10 protein-coding genes are annotated in these 9861 nt (G+C 71.2%); 5 read left to right on the forward strand and 5 right to left on the reverse strand.

From position 1 onward, the window contains the following. From VGZ32_RS29140 to VGZ32_RS26405, 3 genes are all read left to right on the forward strand, one after another. Positions 1-125: LuxR C-terminal-related transcriptional regulator (locus tag VGZ32_RS29140; RefSeq protein WP_414642604.1), on the forward strand; the 125-nt coding region annotated here is incomplete at its 5' end. A gap of 327 nt (positions 126-452) precedes the next feature. Continuing rightward, entirely contained in the window at positions 453-866 is a 414-nt protein-coding gene (locus VGZ32_RS26400; protein ID WP_326888918.1) for an SsgA family sporulation/cell division regulator, read from the forward strand. A gap of 284 nt (positions 867-1150) precedes the next feature. Further along, on the forward strand, positions 1151-2323 hold the full coding sequence (locus tag VGZ32_RS26405; protein ID WP_326888919.1) for a D-alanyl-D-alanine carboxypeptidase: 1173 nt from the start codon (positions 1151-1153) through the stop codon (positions 2321-2323). 23 nt (positions 2324-2346) lie between these two features. On the opposite strand, the gene VGZ32_RS26410 is transcribed toward VGZ32_RS26405, so the two are convergent. Both VGZ32_RS26410 and VGZ32_RS26415 read right to left on the reverse strand, forming a co-directional pair. Then, on the reverse strand, positions 2347-3090 hold the full coding sequence (locus VGZ32_RS26410) for a metallophosphoesterase (protein WP_326888920.1): 744 nt from the start codon (positions 3088-3090) through the stop codon (positions 2347-2349). A 126-nt stretch (positions 3091-3216) separates the two neighbouring features. Next, the gene (locus VGZ32_RS26415) at positions 3217-3828 is read right to left on the reverse strand and encodes an AAA family ATPase (RefSeq protein WP_414642603.1); all 612 of its coding nucleotides are present in this window, start codon (positions 3826-3828) and stop codon (positions 3217-3219) included. Between the two features lie 96 nt (positions 3829-3924). On the opposite strand from VGZ32_RS26415, the gene VGZ32_RS26420 reads away from it, so the two are divergent. Then, the gene (locus VGZ32_RS26420; RefSeq protein ID WP_326888922.1) at positions 3925-4581 is read left to right on the forward strand and encodes a ThuA domain-containing protein; all 657 of its coding nucleotides are present in this window, start codon (positions 3925-3927) and stop codon (positions 4579-4581) included. Here the strand turns inward: VGZ32_RS26420 and VGZ32_RS26425 are convergent. From VGZ32_RS26425 to VGZ32_RS26435, 3 genes are all read right to left on the reverse strand, one after another. Further along, a complete protein-coding gene (locus VGZ32_RS26425) occupies positions 4578-5723 on the reverse strand; it encodes a GTP-binding protein (RefSeq protein WP_326888923.1) in 1146 nt (381 codons plus the stop codon). The two genes, VGZ32_RS26420 and VGZ32_RS26425, sit on opposite strands and share 4 nt — an antisense overlap. 288 nt (positions 5724-6011) lie before the next feature. Beyond that, positions 6012-6608, reverse strand: a complete 597-nt coding sequence (locus VGZ32_RS26430) for a TIGR03086 family metal-binding protein (RefSeq protein ID WP_326888924.1) — start codon at positions 6606-6608, stop codon at positions 6012-6014. Positions 6609-6701: 93 nt separating this feature from the next. Beyond that, positions 6702-8504, reverse strand: a complete 1803-nt coding sequence (locus VGZ32_RS26435; protein ID WP_326888925.1) for a bifunctional 3'-5' exonuclease/DNA polymerase — start codon at positions 8502-8504, stop codon at positions 6702-6704. A 455-nt stretch (positions 8505-8959) separates the two neighbouring features. On the opposite strand from VGZ32_RS26435, the gene VGZ32_RS26440 reads away from it, so the two are divergent. After that, positions 8960-9861, forward strand: a 902-nt coding sequence (locus tag VGZ32_RS26440) for a saccharopine dehydrogenase family protein (protein WP_326888926.1), incomplete at its 3' end; no start/stop codon positions are given.

Raw genomic sequence — 9861 nt, forward strand, 5'->3', positions numbered from 1 at the left:
CCTGCTACCTGAGCGTGAAGACGGTCGAGGCGTCGCTCTCGCGCGTCTACCGCAAGCTGTCGGTGCGCTCGCGTACCGAACTCGCCAAGACGATGCCGGAGTGGGTCGGGCGCCGCGACTCCTGAACCGGCGTCAGACGTCAGCTGCGCTGGTGGTAGATGCGCCGTGGTAGATACACCGCGGTAGATGCGCCGTACGCGACGGTCCGCTCAGCGCACGAACTGCGACACGGTCGGGGACGCACCAGGCGCGCCGACGTACCCGCAGCGTGCGGCGCAGCGCTTCGCCGGATTGCCCCGCTTAAACGGTGAATAAACTCCGGATGAATAGGCGAGCGTGGTCGAATCGATCTGTGACGCAGGTCACAGATATAAGCTGGAAAGCTCCCGTAATGACGGTGCGTTTGGCCGGTCCCTTGTTCGAGGGCAGCGTCAGCTGAAGGGAGCCCGTCCGTGCTCACCACCGTCGATCAGTCGCTCAGCGCCCGCCTCGTCGTGGATCGGGCCACGTCTCAGCCGATCGCCGCGCGTCTGCACTATCAGCGTGATGATCCGATCGCCGTGCACCTGTCGTTCCCGGCCGCGATCTCGTTCGAGGGCGGCGACGTGGAGTGGGTGTTCGCGCGCGACTTGCTCGACCTCGGGCTGCGCTTCCCGTCCGGCGACGGAGATGTGCACATATGGCCGTGCGCGCCGGGGCGCACGATGATCGAGTTCTGCTCGCCGCAGGGCACCGCGCTGATCGAGTTCCCCAGTGCCGACCTGCGGCATTTCCTGCGGTGGGCGTACGCGGCGGTGCCGGTCGGGAAGGAGTGGGCGCACCTGGACGTCGACGCGGCGATCGCGGAGATGTTGGACGAGGCGTAGGCACAGGAGCGGGTACGCCGCGAGGGTGCCTCTCGAGGCGAGGGGCGCGGCGTTCCCGAAGCATTCGACCGTTTTGCCATATTTTGCGATACGTGGCGAGACGAGGGTCGAGGGCGCGCGAGACGGCGGCCTGCGCAGATGTCGACGTGGAAGTGCAAGACGCCGAGCACGCACAGGCACCGGCACATCAGTGTGACGATCAGAAGTATGACGATCAGACGGACCACGCGCTGACGGAGGGCCAGGCACAGACTCGGCAACGACGCCGACGCCGCCGTCTGCGGATGATCCTCTGGACCGCGACGTTGCTGCTCGCCTTGTCCTTCGGCGGGGTCGGAGCGTACGTCGCGTCGCCCGCGTACGCCGCGCGCGTCGTCCAGGAACTGCCCACCACGTTCGTCTTCCCCGGCGCGGCGCCTCACCTGCCCTGGCCCGCAGCGGGACAGGCGGCGGTGTCGGTCGCAGGAGTTGGCGATCTCGGGACGTCTGGGCCGGTCATGACGCCGGTGCCGATCGCCAGCCTCGCGAAGGTCATGACCGCCTATCAGGTGCTGACCGACCACCCTCTCGCCGTCGGCCAGGCCGGTCCCGCGATCACGGTCGACCACGACGAGGCCGCCGCGTACGCGCGCCAGATCGCCGACAACGAGTCCGTCGTCCCGGTGAACACCGGCGAGGTGCTGACAGAGCGTCAGGCGCTGCAGGCGCTGCTGCTCGCCTCCGCCGGGAACGTCGCGCAGATCCTGGCCCGCTGGGACGCAGGCGGTGTGGACGCTTTCGTCGACCGGATGCGCGGCGCGGCGGCGCGCCTCGGGATGACCCACACGACGTACACCGATCCCTCGGGCCTCGACCGGGCTACCGTCTCGACCGCGCCGGACCAGCTGCTGATCGCCCGCGCCGTCATGGGCCTGACCACGTTCGCCGAGATCGTCGCGCAGAAGTCCGCGGTCATCCCGGTGGCCGGGACCGTCAAGAACTACAACACGCTCCTCGGCCACGACGGGGTGACCGGAATCAAGACGGGTTCCACCCTCGCCGCCGGCGGGTGCCTGATGTTCTCCGCCGACGTGCCGCTGGCGGGCCGCACCGAGCATGTCTACGGGGTCGTCCTTGGGCAGCCGGGCACCAGCTCGACGATCCTTCCGCACGCCCTGGACGCGGCGCGGCGACTGGTCGTCGCGGCCCGGTCGACGCTCGGCACCGCGACGGTCGCGGCGGGCGGCCGCAGGGTCGCGGTGGTACGCCAGACGCTGCACGCCGACCGCAAGCTCGCCCCGGCCGCCGATGTACAGGTCGTCGGGTGGCCGGGCCTCGGCTACAAGCTGCGGGTCTCCGGGCCGCTGTCCGCGCCGGTGCTCACCGTCGCTCCAGCCGAAGACCGCAGCGCGTCCCACGCGTCTGAGGCGGACGGCGCGTCAGGGGACGCGAGTGTTGTCATGGGTCTTAGAAGTTAGTCGGGCCGTAACAGAGCTCAGCGTCAGAGCACGACGCGGAAGTGCGTGGTCAGCCGCCCGGCATCATCGAGCACGTGGAACGCGAGCGCGGCCGGGGGCTCGTGATCCACGATGCCGTCGCCCTCCCAGGGGAGGGTCAGGGTCGAGATCACCGACGGCGAGACGAGCAGCGGAAGGCCGGCGAAGGTGGTCGCCGCCGCGGTGTGCGCGTGCCCGCAGAAGACGGCCGCGACATTGCGGTGGCCCGCCAGCACCTGCGCCAGCCGCTCGCTTCCGGTCTGCCGCATGCCGTCGATGAACGGCGAGTGCAGCTCGACCGGCGGATGGTGGAAGGCCACGAACACCGGCACGCCGTCCGGAGCGCCGGACAGGACCCGATCGAGCCAAGCGAGCGTCTCGTCGGCGAGGTACCCGCCGTTCTCGCCGGGCACCGTCGAGTCGCAGAGTGCGAACACCACGCCGCCGACCGCCGCCACCTGGTTGACCGGTCCGTCGAGCTCCTGCCGACCGAGCACTATCTTCGCGTAGGCGGCGCGGTCGTCGTGGTTGCCCGGGCAGCTGAGGACGGGGACCGGCAGCGACGCGAACAGTTCGCGGACGATCTCGTACTCTCCCGGCGCGCCGTGGTCCGCGATGTCGCCGGTGACCAGGACCGCGTCGATCGGCTCGACCAGGCGCGCCAGCCGGGCGAACACCCGGCGCGCCCGCTCCTCGCCGGGGCCGGAGTTTCCGATGTGGACGTCGCTGACCTGCGCGACGGTGATCATGTCGTTCTCCGTTCTCTGCCTCGAGCGGAAATCAGCTTATGGCGAAACGGCGCCGCCATCGACGATGTTCGCACTTTGCCTCACGGTGTTTGTCTCACACTGCATTCGTCTCGCACCGCGTTTGTCTCACACTGCGGCGGCACGCACCGCCGCCTCGACCCGCCGCGCGAGTTCCGCCTGTCCGGCGGCGGTGTTCTCGATCGCGATGTGGTCGACGGGCGGCGGAACGTGAGGGCGCATCCGCTCGACGAACGCGGCGTACGCGGTCAGCTTCCCGCCGTCGCGCGCGCTGCCGCGCGCGAGAATGCGTCCACGCAACACTTCGGGGTCGCAGCCGACCCACACCAGCCGAACCGTGCCTCCGCCCAGTTCCTCGGTCCACGCCGCCCACTGCCGCGGGTCGCGGATCCGCCCGGTGAAAGGGCCGACCAGGAGCACCGAACAGCCGTTCTCGCGGATTTCGCGCGCGGTCGCGGTCAGCCCGCCGTATTCGTGCGCTTTCACGTGCTCGTCGTACCAGGGGCCTTCGCGCTCGCCGGGGTCGCGTCCGGCAGCTGCGAGCACCGCTGCGACGAAAGACCCGTATACAGTGTCCTTGTCCAGCACCGCCGGGTGCGGTTCGAGGAGTGCCGCGAGCAGCGCGGCGACGGTGCTCTTCCCCGCGCCGGGCGCTCCGGCCACGACCCAGACCGGGGCGGGACCGCCGGGCGCAAAGCCGTGATCGTTCACGCCCGGCATCCTCGCATACGCCTAGCGCGCCCGGTCACTAATATCCACCATTGCTACCACCCGCGGTCACTACCGCACCGCTCGTCCGGCCCTAGGATGTCCCCAATGCATCGCGCGCTCGCGTACACACGTACGACCGGATACCGTCACGCGTCGATACCCGCCGGGATCGCCGCCCTGAAAGACCTGGCCGCGGACGCGGGCTTCGCGGTGGACGCCACCGAGGACCCCGGAGAGTTCACCGAGGCGAATCTGGCCCGCTACAGGGTGGTGGTCTTCCTGTCCACCACCGGAGACGTGCTGACCGACGAGGGCCGGTCCGCGCTCGCCGACTTCGTCCTGGACGGCGGCGGTTTCCTCGGTGTGCACTCGGCGGCGAACACCGAGACCGGCTGGGACTTCTTCGGCGACCTGATCGGCGCCCGCTTCACCAGGCATCCGCAGCTCCAGCCGGGGGTCGTCACGCTGGAGGACCAGCGCCACCCGGCTACCGCGCACCTGCCCGGACAGTGGCCCTGGACCGACGAGTGGTACGAGTTCTCCTCGAATCCGCGCGGAAACGTACGCGTTCTGGCATCAGTGGACGAGCGCACGTACGAGGACGGCCGCATGGGCATCGACCACCCGCTGATCTGGTGTCATGAGAACTGTGGCGGCCGCTCCTTCTACACCTCGCTCGGCCACGCGGACGAGGCGTACGCGGACGCCGCCTTCCGCGCCCACCTCGCCGGTGCGCTGACCTGGGCCGCACGTCTGGACTAGCGCTCGAGGGGCACGCAGCAGCTGGCCGGGCACTCGGCCTCGAAGGGCACGTGAGCCGCCGCCGAGGTGACGGTGCCGGCGACCGTGTCGGCGGCACGCACCGCGTTGCTGACGGCGGCACCGAGCGCCGCGGGCTGGCAGGCGGCGCGCACGTTCAGTGTGGCCGCTCCGAGCCCGACCGGGCCGGCCGCCGTCCGGTCCGCGCGGGGGACCACGCCGGGCTCGGTCACGCTGAGCTTCGCCATCCCCGAGGCGGTGCGGACGGTCACCTTCGCGTGTCCTAACAGAATGCCGCTACGCGCGCACCAGTCCGACAGGTACCGCAGCGCCGCACCTCCCCACGCGACCGCGTCGAAAGAGGCGTCGATCGCGTGCACCTGGAAGGACTGGTTCATCCCGGCCAGCTTTCCGCCGAGGGCGCAGCACTGGTCGCAGCTCTCTTCCTCGATCAACGGGACGGTCTGCCGGGCCGCGGTGTCGAGAGCGTGGTGCTTGCCGATGCCGCGACGGCTTGGAACGACGCGGGCGAGCAACGCGTCGAGGCCGTCGCCCGTCAGCGCACTGTAGGGCTGCACGGCGGCGGGGTACGCCGCGGCGAGCCGCCCGACCAGCTCCGCGGTGCGCTGCGGGCCGAGCAGTTCGGTCTTGTTGAGGGCGAGGACGTCGGCCTCGGCGAGCTGACAGCGGAACAGGGAACGCAGTTGCGCACACGGACCGCCGCGCTGACAGGGCCGCGCGTGGTCGGGAAACGCGGCGAGGCGCGCCGGATCGACCAGGACGGTGAGCGGCGCGATGCGGATTCGGCGGCCGAAGCGCTGGCGCAGCGGGCTCAGAACGGCGCCGCGCAGGTCGCAGCAGCTGCCGACGGCCTCGGCCAGGACCACGTCCGCGCGCCCCGAGCCGGCGAGATCGGCGACGAGGGCGGCCAGCTCGTCGAACCTGCGGCAGAAGCAGCCCCCGGCGACCTCGGCGACCTCGTCCACGGCGCCGCGGGCCAGCTGCGTGTCCACCAGGTCCAGTCCCTGGTCGCTGGTGATCGCCGCGACCCGCCGCCCGGAACGCTGGAGCGCGACCGCGGCCGAGATCAGGGTCGTGGTCTTGCCGGCGCCGAAGAAGCCGGCGAGCGGTACGAACGTGAGCACGGGCCAGGTCCCTTCCGGGGGCGCGGGGCGGCGCGGCGCACGTGAATGAGAGCTCTGATTCTCCACGCCACCACGACCACCATGCCGCGTCTGGCCAATATGTCAATACTTCATAGGGAATATACCGGCACGACTCCAGGGTGGTCTGCTGCAGCCGGCCGACACGCATACGCTGGATCCGCGCATCGTATAGCCAGGCCACCCGCGTGGCGCGAGAGGTTCGCCGGTGCCGCCGGCGGATTGGCGGGATTGTGCCACCGCCGCCGCCCGCCTGGGCTCGAGGTGCGGTTAAGCGGCCTTCCAGTCTGGTGCGCGGCCGAGGAGCGCGAGGATCCGGTCGAGGGGTGAGCCGTCGGCGGCGACCGCGAGCCCGTGCTTGAAGGCCGCGCCGGGTTTTTCGCGGTTCTCGCCGTCCGGGACCTGCTCGGAGATCCGCAGCGCCGCGGCCAGCACTTCGTCGTCGAATTCGACGGGGTCGCCGAGCGATCGCGCCACGTCCCATGCGTGAACGACGCTGTCCACCAAGTGGAAGCTGACGCCCAGGGTGGCCGGGAACGTCCCGTCGTCGCGGATCTCCGGAAGCCAGAAACGGCGCTCCAGCAAGCCGTCCTCGGCGAAGGCGGCGGCGACGTCCGTGGCCGACGCGGCGTACGCGCCGCCCGGGTCGTCGCCGACCGGCCGATCCCGCCACACCGACAGGTCACTGCTCTCGCCCCTCGCGACCGCCGCGAATCCGTGGTTCTGGCCGGTCATGTGCGCCAGCAGCCGGCCCAGATCCCATTCCGAGCACGGCGTCGGCACTGCCAGTTGGTCGGGGCGCACCCGGTTCACCGCGTCGACGGAGACCTGTAGCGCACGGCGATGCAACACTCGAATATCGGTCATGCGAACGACCCTAGCCGGGCCTCGCCGAGGCTACGGAATGGTTTATCGGACACGCACGGCACCGCACCGCGCCCTGTGCCGCGACGTCCGTACTCACTTGGCGTCGGCGTAGCAGTCGACGACCGCCGTGACCAACGGGAACCGCACCGGCGTCGGGCCGAACACGAAGAGCCGGGCCTGGTCCGCCGCCGTGGTCACCGCTTCGGCGACCTCCGCCGCCACCTCCTGCGGGGTGTGCACGACCACTTCGTCGTGGACGAAGAACACCAGGCGCGGCGCGGGCAACCCAGGATTCGCCGCGGCGAGCGCGGCGAGTTCGCGCCGCAGCAGCGCGAGCCAGACCAGGGCCCACTCGGCGGCGGTGGCCTGGATGACGAAGTTGCGGGTGAACCGGCCTCGCGCCCGCGCCGCTTGAGCCGACTGCCGCCCGAAGTCCGCTGCCGCGTCGCCCTCGCCGTCAGCCTCAGCGTCGTCGAACCCTGGTTCGCCGACACCGCCCTCCTCGGCCCGCTCTTCCTCCCCGCCCATTCCGGTGACGGCGGCGCGCCACCGCCGCGACGGAGCCGGGCAGGCCCGGCCGAGGCGCGAGCGCACCACCCGCCCGGACTCCCCCGCGCGCGCCGCCTCCTCGACGAAGCCCATCGCGGCCGGGAATCGGGTGCGCAGCACCGCGAGCAGCGGCCCGATGCCGCCGCTGGTCTGCCCGTACATCGCACCGAGCAGGCCGAGCTTCGCGGCCGCCCGGTCGCCGTCGAAGGCCTCTGCGGCGAGTGCGGCGTAGAGGTCGCCCTCGCCCGCGGCGCGCGCCAATCCGGTGTCGCCGGACACGGCGGCCAGGACCCGCGGCTCGAGTTGCCCGGCGTCGGCGACCACCAATTTCCAGCCCTGATCCGCGACGACGGCGCGGCGCATGATCCGCGGGATCTGCAGGGCGCCGCTGTTGCGGGTGGCCCAGCGGCCGGTGACGACTCCGCCGACGACGTACTCCGGGTAGTACCGGCCGTTCCTGATCCAGTTGTCCTGCCACGTCCAGCCGTGCGCGGTGTGCAGGCGGGAGAGTTCCTTGTACTCCAGTAGCAGTTCCACGCCCGGGTGATTCAGGCCACGTAGGTGCCAGGCCCGGGTCGAGGAGACCTGGAATCCGGCGTAGCGCAGCGCCTTCAGGACCTGGCCCGGCGAATCGGGATTGAACCCGCGGCCCGGGGCGTGTCCGAAGGCCTCGCCGACCCGCACCGCCAGGTCCGCGAGTTTCGCCGGGCGCGCGTCGCCGAAGGGGCGCGGCCCGAGCATTTCGGAGAGCACCGCGTCGTGCACGTCCACGCGCCACGGCAGGCCATCCGCGGCGATCTCGGCGGCCACCAGCGCGCCCGCCGACTCAGCCGCCGCCAGGAGCCGCAGGCCCGGGGCCTCGCGCTCCTGCGCCGCGATCCGCTGCACCTGATCGGCGTAGACCTCGACGAGCATACGCAGCCGGTGCGCGGCGTCTGGGGCATCGGCAGCGGCGTCGAGGCCGAAGAGGGCTGACTGCTCTTCCGGGGCGGCCCGCGGCGAATCCGGGGGCGCCGGCAGCCCGTGCAGCCGGGCCGAGGCGGCGGCGAGCGAGTGAGGCGCCTCGTGCCGCCCCTCACGGCCGAGCAGGATCACCTCGACGAGCGCCGCGTCGTGGCACCGGGCGACCCGCACGCCGGCGCGGACCAGAAGGCTGTAGTCATCCTCGCCGGAGGCCCAGACCCACCGCGGGCCGACTTCCCGTTCGCGCTCGGCCACGGCGGCGGGCAGGTCCTCGGCGTGTTCGGGCGGGCCCAGCGGCATGCCGTCGTCCGTCAGCGCCTGGATCCAGCCGGGATGGTTCCGGTCTCCGGCGCCGACGGCCGCCGTCTCCGCAGCCAGCGCCATCCGCACCCCACCATCGTGCCCCCGACCGCCGACAGCCGTCTCGGACGACACTCGTGCGGCGCTGCGCGGTCGGGCTCAATCAGCCTCAGTGCGAACTGATCAACCACGCGATGATGATGATCAGGAGCATCATGGCGATAATCTGCAGATCGGAGATCCGCCGCGGCCGGCGGCGCGGACCGCGGTAGTGACGTCGGCGGCGGTACGGGGTCCTGCGGAAGTAGCTGCGCGTGCTCTGCATGGCGATCCTCCGTTCGAGGTTTCGGATGGTCGGATCGAGTACCCGTAGCCGGTCGAGACATGTGAGGTATGCGCGACGTCGCGTGCTGGCGTCGCGCGTGCGCCGGGCGACCGCCCCTGACATACGAACCCGTACTCGCGAGTAGGAAACCCGAGCGGTTTTTCTCCGCCATCTGGCTGAGGCGAACGCTGTCGCGCGGCGTAATACTGCGCGCATGCCTAACGATCACCCACACGATGTCGTGTTGTTCGGCGCTACGGGCTTCGCTGGCGAGCTGACCGCTCAGTATCTGGCCCGGAATATGCCAAAGGAAGGCCGGTGGGCGCTCGCGGGCCGGGACCGGGCAAAGCTTGAACGGGTGCGGGAGCGGCTCGCCGAGACGGACGCGGCGCTCGCCGACCTGCCGCTACTCGCCGCCGACGCGACGGACCCGGCCTCGATCCGGGCCGTAGCCGAGAGCACCCGCGTGGTGATCACCACGGTGGGTCCATACCTCTCCTACGGCGAGCCGCTGGTAGCCGCGTGCGCCGAATCAGGGACCGACTACGTTGACCTGACCGGCGAACCAGAGTTCGTCGACCTGATGTATCTGCGCCACCACGCGACGGCCGAGCGCACCGGGGCCAGGATCGTGCACGCCTGCGGCTTCGACTCGATCCCGACCGATCTCGGGGTGCTGTTCACGCTGCGCCAGCTGCCAAAGGACCTGCCGGTCGCCATCGACGGGTTCGTACGCGCACACGGCACGTTCTCCGGGGGAACCCTCGCGTCCCTGCTGAACTCGGCCGCCCGTCCCGCATCGGTCGCGGCCACGGCCAAGCGGCGGCGCGCGGCCGAACCCCGTCCGGCGGGCCGCCGGATCAGCTCCAGGGCGGGCCGCTTCGAGTGGTCGGGTGCGGCAAAGGCCTGGGCGGTCCCGCTTCCGGTGATGGACACGCATGTCGTGGCGCGCTCGGCGGCGGCGCTGCCGGAGTACGGTTCGGACTTCCGGTACCGCCATCACGCCGCGGTCAAGCACCTCCCCGTCGTGGCCGGAGGCGCGCTCGGCATCAGCAGTCTGCTCTTGGCGGCGCAGGTGCCGCCGCTGCGTCGCGCCGCGCAGCGGATCAGGCGGCC

Origin of the sequence: Actinocrinis sp. (assembly GCF_035938995.1) — a bacterium.
In the GTDB taxonomy this organism is placed as follows: domain Bacteria; phylum Actinomycetota; class Actinomycetes; order Streptomycetales; family Catenulisporaceae; genus DASZGI01.

What these genes read in the sequence shown, in the direction of transcription:
- VGZ32_RS26405 (WP_326888919.1), top strand. Translation starts at nt 1,151, where the DNA reads ATGATCCTCTGGACCGCGACGTTGCTGCTCGCCTTGTCCTTCGGCGGG.
- VGZ32_RS26410 (WP_326888920.1), bottom strand. Translation starts at nt 3,090, where the DNA reads ATGATCACCGTCGCGCAGGTCAGCGACGTCCACATCGGAAACTCCGGC.
- VGZ32_RS26415 (WP_414642603.1), bottom strand. Translation starts at nt 3,828, where the DNA reads ATGCCGGGCGTGAACGATCACGGCTTTGCGCCCGGCGGTCCCGCCCCG.
- VGZ32_RS26420 (WP_326888922.1), top strand. Translation starts at nt 3,925, where the DNA reads ATGCATCGCGCGCTCGCGTACACACGTACGACCGGATACCGTCACGCG.
- VGZ32_RS26430 (WP_326888924.1), bottom strand. Translation starts at nt 6,608, where the DNA reads ATGACCGATATTCGAGTGTTGCATCGCCGTGCGCTACAGGTCTCCGTC.
- VGZ32_RS26435 (WP_326888925.1), bottom strand. Translation starts at nt 8,504, where the DNA reads ATGGCGCTGGCTGCGGAGACGGCGGCCGTCGGCGCCGGAGACCGGAAC.